At 44.2% G+C, this 15041-nt stretch carries 10 protein-coding genes; 3 read left to right on the forward strand and 7 right to left on the reverse strand.

Features of this window, described 5'->3' with window-relative positions:
* Positions 1-32 precede the first annotated feature (32 nt).
* Positions 33-1481: a pyruvate kinase gene (gene pyk / locus SJY39_RS06635; RefSeq protein WP_010437321.1), complete on the reverse strand. Its 1449-nt coding sequence runs from the start codon at positions 1479-1481 to the stop codon at positions 33-35.
* A 319-nt stretch (positions 1482-1800) separates the two neighbouring features.
* On the opposite strand from pyk, the gene SJY39_RS06640 reads away from it, so the two are divergent.
* Together SJY39_RS06640 and SJY39_RS06645 are read left to right on the forward strand one after the other, a co-directional pair.
* Positions 1801-3018 (forward strand): ROK family protein, encoded by a 1218-nt coding sequence (locus tag SJY39_RS06640; protein ID WP_010437323.1) that lies wholly within the window; start codon positions 1801-1803, stop codon positions 3016-3018.
* A gap of 169 nt (positions 3019-3187) precedes the next feature.
* The gene (locus SJY39_RS06645) at positions 3188-4129 is read left to right on the forward strand and encodes a chemotaxis protein CheV (RefSeq protein WP_010437325.1); all 942 of its coding nucleotides are present in this window, start codon (positions 3188-3190) and stop codon (positions 4127-4129) included.
* A 342-nt stretch (positions 4130-4471) separates the two neighbouring features.
* On the opposite strand, the gene SJY39_RS06650 is transcribed toward SJY39_RS06645, so the two are convergent.
* From SJY39_RS06650 to SJY39_RS06665, 4 genes are all read right to left on the reverse strand, one after another.
* Positions 4472-7549: an error-prone DNA polymerase gene (locus tag SJY39_RS06650; RefSeq protein WP_016792976.1), complete on the reverse strand. Its 3078-nt coding sequence runs from the start codon at positions 7547-7549 to the stop codon at positions 4472-4474.
* Positions 7550-7658: 109 nt separating this feature from the next.
* Positions 7659-9128, reverse strand: coding sequence for a DNA polymerase Y family protein (locus SJY39_RS06655; protein ID WP_016792975.1), 1470 nt, complete (start codon positions 9126-9128; stop codon positions 7659-7661).
* 3 nt (positions 9129-9131) lie between these two features.
* Positions 9132-9839, reverse strand: a complete 708-nt coding sequence (imuA, locus tag SJY39_RS06660; protein ID WP_016792974.1) for a translesion DNA synthesis-associated protein ImuA — start codon at positions 9837-9839, stop codon at positions 9132-9134.
* Positions 9840-9993: 154 nt separating this feature from the next.
* Complete coding sequence (locus SJY39_RS06665; RefSeq protein ID WP_016792973.1) at positions 9994-10734, reverse strand: YciK family oxidoreductase; 741 nt, start codon at positions 10732-10734, stop codon at positions 9994-9996.
* A gap of 137 nt (positions 10735-10871) precedes the next feature.
* Between SJY39_RS06665 and sohB the strand changes: the two genes are divergently transcribed.
* Positions 10872-11939: a protease SohB gene (gene sohB / locus SJY39_RS06670; RefSeq protein WP_032546066.1), complete on the forward strand. Its 1068-nt coding sequence runs from the start codon at positions 10872-10874 to the stop codon at positions 11937-11939.
* Between the two features lie 187 nt (positions 11940-12126).
* Here sohB and SJY39_RS06675 read toward each other — a convergent pair whose 3' ends face one another.
* Together SJY39_RS06675 and SJY39_RS06680 are read right to left on the reverse strand one after the other, a co-directional pair.
* Positions 12127-13689, reverse strand: coding sequence for a SpoVR family protein (locus SJY39_RS06675; protein ID WP_010437342.1), 1563 nt, complete (start codon positions 13687-13689; stop codon positions 12127-12129).
* An 11-nt stretch (positions 13690-13700) separates the two neighbouring features.
* On the reverse strand, positions 13701-14972 hold the full coding sequence (locus SJY39_RS06680) for a YeaH/YhbH family protein (RefSeq protein ID WP_010437344.1): 1272 nt from the start codon (positions 14970-14972) through the stop codon (positions 13701-13703).
* Positions 14973-15041: the final 69 nt, after the last annotated feature.

The following is a 15041-nucleotide window of genomic DNA, read 5'->3' on the forward strand; positions in this document are numbered from 1 at the left end:
AAACCTAGGATTCTAGACTCTAGTGATTAGACTTATGTGACCGGTAGGATTCTCATACAGTTGGTTGACCCCGCCACATCCATAATATCGCCTTGGGTGACGATCACGAGGTCGCCAAATTTAAGGTATCCTTCTTCTTTCAGGCAATCTAATGTTGATAGTGCAATATCAAAGCTGTCTTTGGCCTCTGTTTCAAAGTAAATAGGCGTCACGCCTCGGTATAAAGTACAACGATTAAGCGTTCCTTCGTTACGAGACAGGGCATAGATAGGCATGTCGGCACTCAGGCGAGACATCATCAGTGCAGTTCGCCCTGACTCGGTGAGAGTGACTACGCCTTTAATGCCTTCCATATGGTTTGCTGAGTAGATGGTCGCCATCGAAACGGTTTCTTCGGCGGTAACAAAGGTGCGGTCAATACGGTAATTAGATTGGTTATTAATGCCCGCCATTTTCTCTGCGCCAATACAGACTTCTGCCATTGATTTCACGGTTTCTACTGGGTAATCGCCCGCCGCTGTTTCCCCCGAAAGCATGACAGCATCGGTGCCATCAAGTACGGCATTGGCTACATCCATCACCTCTGCGCGGGTTGGCATTGGCGCGGAGATCATCGACTCCATCATTTGCGTTGCGGTGATTACGGTTCTGTTAAGCGCTCTAGCACGACGTATAAGCTGTTTTTGTACTCCTACCAACTCAGGGTCACCAATTTCCACTCCGAGGTCACCACGGGCCACCATGACCACATCTGAGGCTAATATGATGTCATCCATGTTCTCAACTGTTGCTACTGTTTCTGCTCGCTCTACTTTTGCGACAAGGTGAGCTTCTAAGCCAGCTTCCCGTGCAAGCTGGCGAGCGTAATGCATGTCTTCACCGTTGCGAGGAAAAGAAACGGCCAAATAATCGACTTTGATTTGAGCTGCAGTGACGATATCGCGCTTGTCTTTTTCTGTCAGCGCTTCTGCGGAAAGCCCCCCCCCTTTTTTGTTAATGCCTTTGTTATTGGAAAGAGGACCACCGATGATGACTTCTGTGTGAACGCGACAGCCTTCCACCTTGGTGACTTTTAATTGAACACGACCATCGTCGAGTAACAGAATGTCGTTAGCGGATACATCGTTAGGGAGCTCTTTGTAATCAAGACCGACGGCTTGTTGATCGCCTTCACCTAAACCTAGGCTGCTGTCGAGCGTAAATTGGTCACCGACGGTAAGTTGTATTTTGTTATCTTTGAATGTCGACACACGAATCTTGGGACCTTGTAAGTCACCGAGAATAGCGATTTGAGTGCCGAGTCTTTTTGCTATCGCTCTGACGTTTTCTGCGCGTTGTATATGGTCTTCGCTAGTGCCGTGCGAGAAATTCATACGGACGACATTGGCACCTGCTTTGATGATTTCTTCAAGCACGTTACCTTTATCAGTAGAGGGGCCTAGCGTTGTGACGATTTTCGTTTTTCTTAATTCGGCTGTCATGAATACTCCTAGAGTGAGGCCAAGTAATCTTTCAAAAGACTGAATTAAGTATATGCATTAATTGATAATTTATTGGGAGCTAGGGAGATATTTCTTTATTTGTCTCCAATTATTGAATTCAGAGCAAAAATGCGATGTTTCATTCTGAAAATTAAGTCTCAATTTATCGATATGGGTGTTAATTTTTCTCAAACTATTTGACTAGATACACAAAGATTCATGTATATACGTGATACTGGTCACGGCGATATACCAAGTGACTTCACAATTACTTCGCAAAGTAAAAAAATTAACCTGTTGATGATTTCTGGAGCGTAAAATGTACATGGCTCAACCGGGCCATATTGATCATATCAAACAGGTCAATGCTGGTCGTGTATATAAACTAATTGACCTTAGAGGTCCTATTTCTCGTATCGATCTGTCCAAGCAAAGTGAGTTGGCTCCGGCGAGTATTACTAAAATTACCCGTGAACTCATTGAAGCTCACCTCATTCACGAAACCACGGTTCAAGAAGCCACGACTCGTGGGCGTCCTGCTGTCGGTTTGCAAACCAATAACGAGGGTTGGCAATTTTTGTCAATGCGTCTTGGTCGTGGATATTTGACCATCGCACTTCATGAGTTGGGTGGCGACGTGCTTATCGATACTAAAATTGATATTCATGAACGTGATCAAGATGATGTACTTGCACGTCTTCTGCATGAGATTGATGAGTTTTTCCAAACTTATGCTGAACAACTCGACAGGGTGACGAGTATTGCAATCACATTGCCAGGTTTGGTCAATTCTGAGCAAGGTATTGTGTTGCAAATGCCGCACTACAACGTTAAAAATTTAGCGTTGGGTCCTGAAATCTACAAAGAAACGGGGCTACCTGTCTTTATCGCCAATGATACCCGAGCTTGGGCATTAGCAGAGAAGCTGTTTGGTCACTCACAAGATAACGATAATTCTGTTCTTATCTCAATTCACCACGGTGTAGGTGCCGGGATCATTCTCGACGGTCGAGTGTTGCAAGGTCGACATGGTAATATTGGTGAACTTGGGCATATCCAGATCGATAAGCAGGGCAAACTTTGTCACTGCGGTAACCGAGGCTGCTTAGAAACGGTCGCGAGTTCCCAGGCGATCCGTGATCAAGTAAAAGAACGATTGGCGAATGGTGAAGCATCGACACTGACAGTGTTTGAAGATGTAACTATTGAACAGATTTGTGCTGCCGCTGCCGATGGAGATCCTCTTGCAGTAGAAGTGATCGAACAGTTAGGTCGTTACTTAGGTGCTGCGATAGCGATTGTGATTAATCTTTTCAATCCAGAGAAAGTCTTGGTTGGTGGCGTTATCAATCAGGCAAAGAGCGTGTTGTATCCTGCGATCCAAAAGTGTATCGAAGAGCAGAGCTTGTCGGTTTACCATCAAGACTTAGAGTTAGTGGAGTCTCGATTCTATAAGCAGGCGACCATGCCAGGTGCCGCGCTTATCAAGCAGGCCTTATATGATGGTCAATTATTAATGAAAGTGATTGAAGGCTAACTTCTTTTTACCCGTCTTTTAGCTTTACCTGAAACCTTTCCATGTACTTAAGCTTTGTATAACATTATTTGTTGTACTTAGTTTAAGCATTCTGTGCATTGGCGCTTTGCTTTAACCTATTGAAGTAGGCTATTGTAGCCACAGTTATTATTTGTCCCTAAGGTGTTGTATGTCTGGCGTTTTAAATTCGGTTGATCAGAGAACCAAGCTAGTTGGTGAAAACCGTCTGGAACTCTTATTATTCAGCTTAAATAGTCGTCAATTATTCGCGATTAACGTATTTAAAGTAAAAGAAGTCTTAAAAGTACCAGTACTCACTCGCTTACCGGGCTCTCACCATCACATTACAGGGGTTGCCTCTTTGCGTGGCGAATCTGTTCCTGTTATTGATTTGCGCAGTGCGATTGGCTTTCCTCCATCACGTGCTGAGTCTCAAGAAAGTAACTTGATCATTACGGAATACAACCGAACGGTACAAGGTTTCTTGGTTGGGCAAGTCCGTAATATTGTGAATACGACCTGGACTGAAATTCAGCCACCACCGAAGACGGCGGGTCGTGCAAATTACCTTACAGCTATCACACATATTCAAGAAGAAGATCAGCATAAAATTGTTGAGATAATCGATGTTGAGAAAGTGTTGGCCGAGATCATTGATTACGACGTTTCTATCTCTGAAGGTGTTTTAGACGAGCAGCTAGCCAATGAAATGGTTGGGCGTAACGTGCTTATCGTTGATGATTCTTCAACCGCTCGTAATCAGATTAAAGGTACCTTGTCACAACTGGGTTTGAACATTATCGAGTGCTGTGATGGCTTAGAAGCGCTAACCTTACTTAAAGGATGGTGTGATGAAGGTAAAGACATTAATCAAGAAATCCTGCTGATGATCACTGATGCCGAAATGCCGGAAATGGATGGCTATAAGCTGACTCATGAAGTACGTACTGACCCTAGAATGCATGATCTATTTATCACACTAAATACCTCATTAAGCGGAAGTTTTAATGAAGCTATGGTTGAAAAAGTAGGGTGTAACCGCTTCATTTCTAAATTTCAACCTGACCTCTTAGTTGAAGTGACTCAAGAGAGAATGCGTCAGTTATTATAATTAAACCTGCTGTACGGTTATTTTTAATGATCTTATAGAAAACGTTTGTTAACATTGATGAAGCATATTTATCGTAACGAAATATGCTCAACGATTAGCGTAACTTTTCACACACAACCTAAGGCAGTTTCTCTTAATGATATGGTTAACTTCTAAAGTTGTAATGACTTTGAGTTTATTACTATATAGGGAATTTAAGAAAAGACGTACGGAAGCTGACGTTGAGTGATAGCTCAACAATTTTTATTGAAGGGAGGCTGAAGGCTCCCTTTTCTGTTTTTTACGTCTCTTTCGTTGGTCTTTGATGGCATGGCTATTTTTACCGTTGCTGATAATTCACAACTAATGAAAATCTCGTGATTTGGTGTTCAAGCCAGTAATTTCATCGGTAATATCGATGAGCTTTCCCGCAATCACATGCACGACTTCGCCTTCCTTCTCTAAGACCCCTTGCACCTTTAAAGCCTTCGCTGTCAGATAAGCTTGTTGCTGTGCGCGTGCGGTGGCTCCCCATACCACAACGTTAATATTGCCCGTGTTATCTTCTAATGTGACAAAGGTGACACCGGCTGCGGTGCCGGGTGACTGCTTACCAGTGACTAAACCAACGACCGTGACCATGGATTTATGTCTTTGTTGTTTTAAGTCTTTCATATGTGTGAAGCGGCCTAATCGATTAGTTTCTTCTAGTAAGGTGATAGGGTGCTTATTTAGCGAAATCCCGACACTACTGAAATCCTCTAATAAATTTTGCATTTCACTGGGTTGATGAAGTGAGTGTTTTATGTCGTCGTGAACTTGACTAAATAACGGTAAGTCAGATGCTGAATCCATCATTGCCCAGCGTGTCTGAAAACGGTCACCAGAAACATTGTGTAACGCATTAGCTGACGCGAGTAACTCTATGTCCTTCTTATTCATCGACAACTGTTTCACTTGGCTCGGATGGCGATAACCGGAATGTGGGCGATTGGCGAGCACGCTTTGGATTCCATGCTCGCTGAACCCTTTGATTTGTCGTAGCCCTAAGCGAATCGCTAAACCATTCTGATGTTCAACGACTATGTGGTTGTCTTGTGAGGTGTTCACACATACTGGAAGAATCGCCACATTGTGTCGTTGTGCGTCTTGTACCAACTGTGAAGGGCTATAAAAGCCCATGGGTTGGCTATTGAGCAAAGACGCGTAGAAACATTCTGGGTAGTAACATTTCAACCAAGCTGAGCAATAGGCTAAAACGGCAAATGAGGCGGAATGGCTTTCTGGAAAGCCGTATTCACCAAAACCACATATTTGTTTAAATATCTGCTCAGCAAACTCTGTCTCATAACCGCGATTTTGCATGCCCTCGATGAGCTTGTTTTTGAACTTAAAGACGTTACCATTTTTCTTCCAAGCCGCCATGGCGCGTCTGAGTTGATCCGCTTCTCCACCTGTAAACCCTGCTGCCACCATCGCGAGCTTAATCACTTGTTCTTGGAATATCGGCACACCTAAGGTGCGCGACAGTACCGATTTAACATCCTTAGATGGATAGCTGATTGGCTCAATACCATCTCGACGCTTTAAGAATGGGTGAACCATATTGCCTTGAATAGGCCCAGGACGCACGATAGCGATTTGAATCACCAAGTCGTAATAAGTCCTTGGTTTGAGCCTTGGCAGCATGCTCATTTGCGCGCGTGACTCAATTTGGAATATACCGACCGTGTCTGCTCGTTGAATCATGCCATAAACCTGAGGATCGTCCTTGAGGCGAGTGATCTCTGCGATGGTGAGTGATCGCCCGTGAATGCGTTTGATCAGGTCGAAGCACTTACGAATCGCAGAAAGCATACCAAGCGCGAGTACATCGACTTTAAGCAGCCCTAAGGTTTCAAGATCATCTTTATCCCATTGAATGATGGTTCGATCGTGCATAGCTGCATTCTCGACGGGAACCAATTCGTACAAAGGCCCAGAAGAGATCACAAAGCCACCAACGTGCTGAGATAAGTGACGTGGAAAGCCGATGATCTCATTAACTAAATGGATAAATTGCTGACCTTTCAAAGAGTCCGGTTGCAGCCCCAATTGAGTTAATTGAGCCTGCCAACCTAAGCTTTTGTCTCTGCGGTTGGTGTTCTTTATGAAGTAATCCAGCTGAGTTTCTTGTAGCCCTAAAGCTTTGCCGACATCTCTTACTGCACTTTTGAAGCGATATGAAATGACAGTTGCGGCAAGTGCTGCGCGTTCTCTACCGTATTTTTTGTAGATGTATTGGATGACTTCTTCACGGCGCTCATGCTCAAAATCGACATCAATATCCGGCGGCTCATCACGTTCTTTACTGATGAAGCGTTCAAATAATACTGAGATCTGTCTTGGGTCGACAGAGGTGATTTCTAAGCAGTAACAGACCACGGAATTGGCCGCTGAACCTCGACCTTGATAAAGAATTCCTTGGCTTTTGGCAAACATAACGATGTCATGAATGGTGAGAAAAAAGAAAGGGTATTCAAGCTCGTCAATCAGCCCCAATTCTTTATCTATGATTTGTTGAATGTCGCTAGGCACGCCTTGCGGGAAGCGAGCCTGTTTTCCTTTCTCGACCAACATGCGTAGATAACTCATTGGAGTCTCACCTTGAGGAATCAGCTCGCTTGGGTATTCGTAGCGCAAGCTGTCTAACTCAAACTCGCACAGCTCTGAGATTCGGTTGCTCTCTTCTAGCCACTCAGTTTTGAATATATGCGATAGCTTATTAATACTTCGTAAACAGCGCTCGGCATTAGCGAGTAAGTGACTGCCCACTTCGGTAATAGGTTTTTGGTATTTTATCGCAGTGAGTGAGTGCTGTAAGGGTAAGCGGTTAGCATTGTGCATCAGCACGCCACCACAAGCGGTTATCGGCAGTTGATGATGGTGTGACATCTCGACGCAATAGTCGATGTACTGCTGATCGGTTTGCTTTAGGTGTCGTTGTAAGCCGATCCAAAGCCGACCTGAATGATGCTGAGAAAGCCATTGCCCCCAGTGTGCATCTTCATTTTTCTGTTGAGGGAGCCAAACAATAAAGCAGTGCTTAGCCGACATGATATCCCACTCAGAGAGTTGATAATGTCCTTTACTGCTACGACGTCTCGCATTGGTAATAATACGACACAGCTCGGCATAGGCTTCTCTGTTTGGGCATATCAAGATCACTTGGCACTCTTCATTTAACCAAAACATGCTCCCGACAATTTGTTTGAGCGACAGTTTATGTTGCTTGATTGCTGAGTGAACCTTAACGATGCCCGCCAGCGAGCACTCATCAGTAACTGCGAGCGCTTTGTAACGTAAGAAGTCGGCCTGTAAAACAAGCTCCTCTGCGTGTGAAGCTCCTTCAAGGAAGGAGTAATTACTTTGGCAAAATAGCTCTGAGTATTGCTGAGACATAACGTAATCTCACTTAACCATTGCGAGTGAATATGATTGAAAAAGGATGTTGAAGTTCAATAAGCAGAACGGACGAGATAGCGAAGTTTCTTACTATCTGTCTTACAAACTAGCTAAATAAGCCGTGCAAAAACCACTGTTTATCTGGTGTTCTAAATATCCAGAGCCATCGACCGTTTTCACTGTGAGCAATAAAGTAGTCACGAATGATCTTCTCTCCGTCCCACCAGCCAGACACAATGCGCTCAGGGCCTTGAGATAAGGTGACGCTTTCGGTTAGTGCTTCGGGCTCTGGCAGTAAAATACTGGGCCTGAGTCGTTGTTGGTTGACGCTGAGAGCTATGGTTTGTTGCTCGCTCCCTGAGGGAGTTTGTCTCTTTGACACAGGTTTACTCAGTGTTGGGAGTGAATACTGATTGGCCTTTTCTGGCCTTGGGTCGTATTGTATTTTCGGTGTTTGAATGCAGGCTTGCCCAAGCTTTGCTTGCAGTAGTGAGAGCAAATCTAACGTGGCAAGTGTTCCTGTGTTACCATCAAAAAGATCATGGTAGGCCATTTGCGGTTCTCCATGACGAACCAAGGATAGGGTCAGCCCCTGAACCGGTGCTGTGAGCTTTAGTGATTCTAAGGTGAGATGCGTGAGATTTACCCACTTTGTCGCAAGGTAATCACCTTGTGCTGAATAAAAAGAGACAGGGTGGTCGTCTTTATTTCTTAGGTGCAAAGTCAGCGTTAACTCGAAAGCCACTCGGTCACGTAACCTCAAAAAGCATTCGAGCTGATTCAACAATTTCAGCAAAGGCTTTTCGATGAATAGGATGTTTTCAATATCAAACAGCAGCTCCAAATATTGTTGGAAACTCTCTGGTGGATGATAAAAATCAATAGGGTGCTTGAACTGCCCATTAAGACGACCCACATAGTTCACCAAGTCGATATCAAAGCGGCGCGCGACATCTTGCAAAGGCAGCTTTAATAGGTCTTCTACGACATTGATACCAACACGATTCAGGCGCTCAACTTGTTTAGCAGGAAGCTCGCTTGAACTCAGCGCCTGCTGACTTACCCAAGCTTTCATTTGCTCAACATTATTCGTCGCTTGGTTGATGGATTGCTTGCCTAAAAGGATTGCAGAAAGCGGCGAATAACCCGTAGCAAAGCTGAACTGGATATTGAGCGTTTCTAAATGGCTTTTGAGTTCATGCCAGTAGTTATCTAGCCCATCGTAAAGCGACAGCATGTTAGAGGCCTTAATCAATAATCCATTAGGTGGCAGTAAGGCCATGTCGGATGTAACCAGATAGGCCCATTGAGCAATCTCTTTCAGCTTATTTTTCTCTAGCTCAATGATGTAAGGGTGAACGTGTAAGTTATGGCAAAGCGCCGCTGCAGATCCTAGCCCCATACCTAGTGTTATGCCTGATTCCAGCGCGGCTGGGTTAGCTTGCAGCACATGGTGATCTTTTTCATCCACGATGATAATAGGTTGTTCGCGTGAGTCTTTGCTTGAACCCAATTCATTAGAGTTAAACAAGGTATCCAACTGCAGAGATGGAAAGTGCAGATAAAGCCACAACATACGCTAGCCTTGCTTCGCAATAGGAAAAGCCAGCACCGTATTACCAGACAACCCGTGGTTTGAACTGTCTTCATAGATGACTTTTTCTGTGAGTAACGGCCAATTTTGGCTCATGTCTAGAATAAAGCAGCCATACGACCAACTGCCTTTCCTTTTTGTGACCTCAATCTTTAACCCTTGGGCGTGAGAAGATAGCTTCATGCTTAGAGAAACGGGTAGGGATAACTGATTATGGCTGGTGGCCTTAAAGTGAAATTGCAGACCCTTACCCGTTTCGCTTGCTGCTTGCAGGCGCTTGGTTTGGTGTATCTCTAGATCGGCTCCCCATAGCAATACCGAGTGACAGGCGCCGCTTTTAAGGCACTGCTCTGCTGCCCACAATGCATCGAGGTCGCGCTGAGGTTGGATAACGAGAATGTTCTCTAGTTCAATGCCTTGACTGCTAAAAAACTCGGCACAAATTTTCCCTGGCGGGTTAATGAATATGGCCAGTTTTTGCGAGTTTTGTTGAGCTAAATAGGGCGTAAGCAGGCGAAGTTCACCGATCCCTTGTTGTGATTCAACCTCAATAACACCGTGCGTTGGGAAGCCTCCATCAAGCTGTTTATCCAGTTGAGGATAGCCTGTCGAAGTGGTACTTCCTTGTGTTGTCGATTGTAACCCTTTCCAGATTAACTGGCGGTCTTGTAAGTTTTTTATGAGTTCATGCATAATTAAATACCTGTATATTTATACAGTATATTTAACAATGAAAAAGATGCAAAGAAAAATGATGAAAATCAGATGAACTAAATATTAGATGGTTGATTTAGATACAAAAAAAGCCGCTATTAAAGCGACTTCTTGTTATTGCTGATAATATCAGCTACTTAGGTTGAGCGTCGATACATTGGCCATTAATGTCTGTCACACTTGGGTTCATTAAGTGTAGATACAGCGGGATGATGTCGAGTGGTGTTTTCAGCTTGTTCGCATCTTCACCTGGGTAAGCTTTTGCACGCATGCGTGTTTGAGTTCCGCCTGGGTTGATTGCGTTAACACGGATGTTTGTGTCTTCAAGCTCATCGGCTAAGATCTGCATCATGCCTTCGGTAGCAAACTTTGAAATCGCGTAAGTGCCCCAGAACGCACGGCCAGAGTGACCAACCGTTGAAGAGGTAAAGACAATACGACCCGCTTCCGCTTTCTTAATGACAGGCAGTAATGCTTGAGTCATTAGAAATTCAGCTTTAACGTTGATTTGCATAACGCCATCAAACGTTTCTTCATCGATTTGATCGAATGGACTTAACGTGCCAAGCACACCTGCGTTATGCAGTAGGCCGTCTAAACGACCGAACTGTGACTCAATGGTTTCTGCCATATCAACGTAGTTCTGTTTTGTCGCGCCTTTTAAATCCAATGGGATAATCGCAGGCTGTGGGTAACCAGCGCTTTCGATTTCGTCGTAAATTAATTCAAGGTTTTTGACATTGCGGCCTAACAGAATAACAGTTGCACCATGTTGAGCGAAACTTAGCGCGGCTTGGCGACCAATGCCAGCACCGGCACCTGTAACTAAAATTACTTTATCTTTGAGGGCATCTGTAGAGATTGGGTAATCCACTGTGCTTATCCTTCTTTCTTTTATTATGTTCGTCATTCCATTGGTGTTTAATCACACAGATAAACGCAGGAATGATGAGAAATTCTTGGTAATCGTGACAAGATGGTTACAATACACTAATTCATACATTAGGGGATATGACATTGGAATTTTTGTTGGACTACGGCTTGTTTTTAGCCAAGATTGCGACCGTTGTAATCGCCATCATTGCAATTTTGGTGATTGCTAAATCGGTGGGTGGAAAATCAAGCGCAATTAAAGGTGAGCTGGAAATCACGAACCTATCTGAACACCACAAACAGACGATTGAGCAACTTGAGCACCATCTACATGATGATGCTTTCATCAAAGCCCGTGATAAAGCTGAAAAAAAAGCGGAAAAAGAAAAAGTAAAATCACGTGGCAAAGAAGTGAAAAAAGCAGCGAAAGAGGGTGAGCTTGATAGCAAGCGTGAACCACACCTATTCGTTCTCGATTTTAACGGCAGCATTGATGCTAAAGAAGTGGCTTCATTACGTGAAGAGGTAACGGCGGTGTTGGCTGTGGCTCGTGAAGGTGATGAAGTATTACTTAAGCTTGAGTCTGGCGGTGGCATGGTTCATGGCTATGGTTTGGCGTCTTCTCAACTCGACCGTATCAAAGCAGCAGGCCTGCCTCTGACTATCTCGGTAGACAAAGTAGCCGCGAGTGGTGGTTACATGATGGCATGTATCGCAGACAAAATCGTATCTGCACCTTTTGCCATTGTTGGCTCTATTGGTGTTATCGCTCAACTACCAAACTTCAACAAATTGCTTAAAAAGCACGATATTGAATTCGAACAGCTAACTGCGGGTGAGTACAAACGCACGCTTACTATGTTTGGTGAGAACAGTGATAAAGCACGCGAGAAGTTTAAAGAAGAGCTAGAGGAAACTCATGGTTTATTTAAAGACTTCATTCATGACCACCGACCTGCGCTAGATCTTGAAAAAGTAGCAACCGGTGAACACTGGTTTGGCACACAAGCGCATGAGCTTGGGCTGGTGGATGAGATCAGCACTTCTGATAATTTAGTTGTAGCGGCATGTAAGGACAAGACGGTTCTAGCGATTCACTATGTACAGAAGAAAAAGCTTTCAGACAAACTAGCGGGCGTGGCAGGTAAATCTGCAGACAGCGTGCTGATGAAGCTGATTGAACGCGGCCAAAAGCCGATTGTTTAAGCTTATTTAGCTTTAGCTCTAGTATCTAGGTTTAGTGCCTTGCGTCTATTGAAGACGTTTGAGCCTTAAAAAGAAAGCGCATAAGTCATCAGACTTATGCGCTTTTTATTGCTCCACTTCCGAGCGGGTTGACCACTATGTTGTAGGGGGAGCGGAGTCTTATACCAATCACTTACTTTGATTGGTATTAAATCTTGGATCCATAATCGTTACGTTTTGGACACGTCGTGAGGATTTCTCTATGGCCTGTGTCTTTGAGCTCTTCCAAAATGACATCAAAGCCCCATAAGCGATAGAGATGCTTCATCACTTCATCGTAGCCTTTATCAAGCGGGATACGGTCATGAGGGACATATTGCAATGTCATTGAACGGTCACCACGAACATCCACATTAAACACCTGAATATTCGGTTCAAGGTTACTTAGGTTGTATTGTGCAGCCAGTTTTTCTCTAATCAAGCGATAGCCAGGATCATCGTGAATTGCACTAACTTCGATGGTATTTTTACGGTCGTCGTCGAGTACTGAGAATAGCTTAAAGTCACGAATGATCTTTGGAGAAAGGTATTGGCTGATGAAGCTTTCATCTTTGAAGTTGTGCATCGCAAAGTGAACCGCCTCTAACCAATCACTGCCGGCTAATTCAGGGAACCACTCCTTATCTTCATCGGTTGGCTCTTCACAGATACGTCGGATGTCTCTAAACATCGCAAAGCCAAGTGCATAAGGGTTTATCCCACTGAAATAAGGGCTGTTGTAGGCGGGTTGAGCAACCACACTGGTGTGACTGTGTAGGAACTCTAAGATGAACTTATCACTCACCAAACCTTCGTCGTAAAGGTGGTTCAGAATGGTGTAATGCCAGAAGGTAGCCCAACCCTCATTCATTACCTGTGTTTGTTTTTGAGGATAGAAATACTGGCTTACCTTACGAACGATACGAACACATTCACGTTGCCAAGGTTCAAGCAGTGGCGCGTTCTTTTCAATAAAGTAGAGGATGTTTTCTTGAGGCTCACTCGGGAAACGAACTTTTGTTGTTTCTTCCTTACTTTTATTTTGAGGAACGGTTCTCCATAGCTCATTCACTTGAGATTGCAGATAAGCTTCACGCTCTTCTTGTCTCGCCGTCTCTTCAGCAATCGAGATCTTTTCTGGGCGTTTGTACCTGTCTACGCCGTAATTCATCAGCGCATGACAAGAGTCGAGAAGTTGTTCTACTTCTGAAACACCGTATTTTTCCTCACAATCCGCGATGTATTTTTTAGCGAACAATAGATAATCAATAATCGAACTTGCGTCTGTCCAAGTTTGGAACAGATAGTTACCTTTAAAGAATGAGTTGTGGCCGTAACAAGCGTGAGCCATAACGAGCGCCTGCATAGTGACGGTGTTCTCTTCCATCAAGTAAGCGATACATGGATCCGAGTTGATCACGATCTCGTACGCTAACCCCATTTGGCCATGTTTATAGTTTTGTTCGGTTTGAATGAACTTCTTACCAAATGACCAATGGTTATAGTTGATAGGCATACCAATACTTGAGTAGGCATCCATCATCTGTTCAGAGGTAATCACTTCAATCTGGTTCTGGTAAGTATCTAAACGGTAATGCTGGGCCACACGCTTAATTTCAACGTGGTATTGTTCTAACAGGTTAAAGGTCCAGTCAGGGCCGTCAGGCAGCATCTTGTCGTTTTTCTTCTGCGTAGCCTTGTCTCTATCTGCAATGTTTGATTTCGCTGTCATGGCAAGCCCCCTTATGCTGTCTCTTTCTGGAACAACTCTCTAAATACTGGAAAGATATCTTCTACGGTCTTGATGTTTTTCATTGCGAAGTTATCAAAGCTACTTTCTAGTTTTTCGTATTCATGCCAAAGCGTTTGGTGAGAGCGGCGTGTGATTTCGATATAAGAGTAATATTGACAGGTTGGTAAAAGTTTCTTAACCAGCAGTTCTTTACAGCGAGGCGAATCGTCGGCCCAGTTATCACCATCAGAGGCCTGTGCGGCATAGATGTTCCATTCACCGGCAGGATAGCGGTCAGCAACGATTTCATTCATTAATTTGAGAGCGCTGGAAACGATGGTACCCCCGGTCTCTTGAGAGTAGAAGAACTCATGCTCATCGACTTCTTTGGCTTGTGTATGGTGACGAATAAACACGACATCGACGTTTTCGTAGGTTCGGTTGAGGAATAGGTAAAGTAGAACATAAAAACGCTTAGCGATATCTTTAGTCGCTTGGTCCATTGAGCCAGATACATCCATTAAACAGAACATCACGGCTTGGCTAGATGGGATAGGGCGCTTCTCGTAGTTTTTATAACGTAAGTCAAAGGTGTCAATGAACGGTACGCTTTCGATTTTCTTACGTAACTCGGCAATTTCTTCTTTTAATCGACTCTCTTCAAATGGTTGAGCGGGTTCTGTCATCTTAACTTGGTCAAGTTGTTCCATCAGTAGATTCAGCTCGCGTCTTTTCCCTGCTGTCATGGCAGTTCTACGCGCGAGAGATTGCTGTAGAGAACGTACAATCGCAATGTTGGACGGAATCCCTGCACTCTGATACCCAGAGCGATGGGTTTTCCATTCAGTGATTTTATTGACCTGATTTTTTTCAAGGTTAGGGAGTGCCAAGTCTTCAAAGAGAATATCAAGATACTCATCTTTGGAAATTTGGAAGGTAAACTCGTCTTGACCTTCGCCATCAGGGCTGGCGTCACCTTCGCCAGAGCCACCACCTTGTCCACCACCTTTAGGGCGCTCGATTTTATCGCCGGTAATGAACTGATCGTTACCTGGATGAACGCGTTCTCTTCGACCTCCTTGGCCTTGATGAAAACTAGGTTCTTTTATGTCTTTATGAGGAATCGTAACATCCTCACCCGTTTCAGTATTGGTGATTGAGCGTCGGTTGACTGCATCGGCCACAGATTCTTTGATTTGCTCTTTATGGCGTCTTAAGAAGCGCTGTCTGTTTACAGCACTCTTATTTTTGCCATTGAGCCTCCGATCGATAAATTGTGCCATAAGAACTCCCTCTCAGCTGATGTCGCGATCCTACTTTTTATTCGGGTATAAGAGTTATTGGTTTATTAA

The sequence above is a fragment of the Vibrio sp. R78045 genome (genome assembly GCF_042466085.1).
GTDB classification, from domain to species: Bacteria; Pseudomonadota; Gammaproteobacteria; order Enterobacterales; family Vibrionaceae; genus Vibrio; species Vibrio cyclitrophicus.

Bases quoted from the DNA above. Each gene is read 5' to 3' on its own strand.
- pyk (WP_010437321.1), bottom strand. From the start codon at position 1,481: ATGACAGCCGAATTAAGAAAAACGAAAATCGTCACAACGCTAGGCCCC.
- SJY39_RS06640 (WP_010437323.1), top strand. From the start codon at position 1,801: ATGTACATGGCTCAACCGGGCCATATTGATCATATCAAACAGGTCAAT.
- SJY39_RS06645 (WP_010437325.1), top strand. From the start codon at position 3,188: ATGTCTGGCGTTTTAAATTCGGTTGATCAGAGAACCAAGCTAGTTGGT.
- SJY39_RS06650 (WP_016792976.1), bottom strand. From the start codon at position 7,549: ATGTCTCAGCAATACTCAGAGCTATTTTGCCAAAGTAATTACTCCTTC.
- SJY39_RS06655 (WP_016792975.1), bottom strand. From the start codon at position 9,128: ATGTTGTGGCTTTATCTGCACTTTCCATCTCTGCAGTTGGATACCTTG.
- imuA (WP_016792974.1), bottom strand. From the start codon at position 9,839: ATGCATGAACTCATAAAAAACTTACAAGACCGCCAGTTAATCTGGAAA.
- sohB (WP_032546066.1), top strand. From the start codon at position 10,872: ATGACATTGGAATTTTTGTTGGACTACGGCTTGTTTTTAGCCAAGATT.
- SJY39_RS06675 (WP_010437342.1), bottom strand. From the start codon at position 13,689: ATGACAGCGAAATCAAACATTGCAGATAGAGACAAGGCTACGCAGAAG.
- SJY39_RS06680 (WP_010437344.1), bottom strand. From the start codon at position 14,972: ATGGCACAATTTATCGATCGGAGGCTCAATGGCAAAAATAAGAGTGCT.